Source organism: Falsiporphyromonas endometrii (assembly GCF_042654485.1).
GTDB classification, from domain to species: domain Bacteria; phylum Bacteroidota; class Bacteroidia; order Bacteroidales; family Porphyromonadaceae; genus Porphyromonas; species Porphyromonas endometrii.
Genome location: NZ_JBHSGO010000002.1, coordinates 1 through 596 on the forward strand (window position 1 = coordinate 1; position 596 = coordinate 596).

Annotated in this window: 1 protein-coding gene; it reads right to left on the reverse strand. The window is 49.2% G+C overall.

The window, feature by feature from the left end; genetic code table 11:
• Positions 1-552 (reverse strand): transposase (locus tag ACFO3G_RS00015; protein WP_465254275.1); only part of this gene is annotated, 552 nt, incomplete at its 3' end.
• Positions 553-596 lie beyond the last annotated feature (44 nt).

The window sequence follows — 596 nt, forward strand, 5'->3', positions numbered from 1 at the left end:
GGTGAAATAGAACGGAAGCCTCGGACTTTCTCTGAATTTCAAAAGAAAAGGATAACTCCTGCCCCATCTTGCACAAAACGCTTTCATTCGTTCCACCCCTTCTCGAGAACTCCTTACAGAAGATTCCGTACCGAATACCTCTTTCAATTCCGATGAAAACAAAGCCTTGTCCCGCGGCCTCACTTTGGCCTGAAGCTCCCTCTTCTTGTGAACGGTACACAATTGAACCGACACCCCCTTAAAACACTCCGAAGCCACTTNTAGCTTCAATTCCTTCAGACCGCGTGCCTTCAAGTCGGAAAAGAAGGCTCTCCAAATATGACTTCCCTCGGTGGGATTGTTGTAGATCCCGACAATTTCACGTCGCCCGTCTTCGCTTAAACCCATGGCCACAAAAAAGGCCTCTTTGGTACAACTGCCTCCGCGCCTGACCGGAATAAAGGTGGCGTCGATGATCAGAGCTTCCAGACGACAGGGAAGCTTGCGACTCATAAAGGCTTCCACACGGGAGCGTGTTCCTATGCTCAGACGGTTGATACTGCTCGTACTCATCTCTTTACCATAAAGCAACTCGAAGCATTTGGAGATGTCCTGCA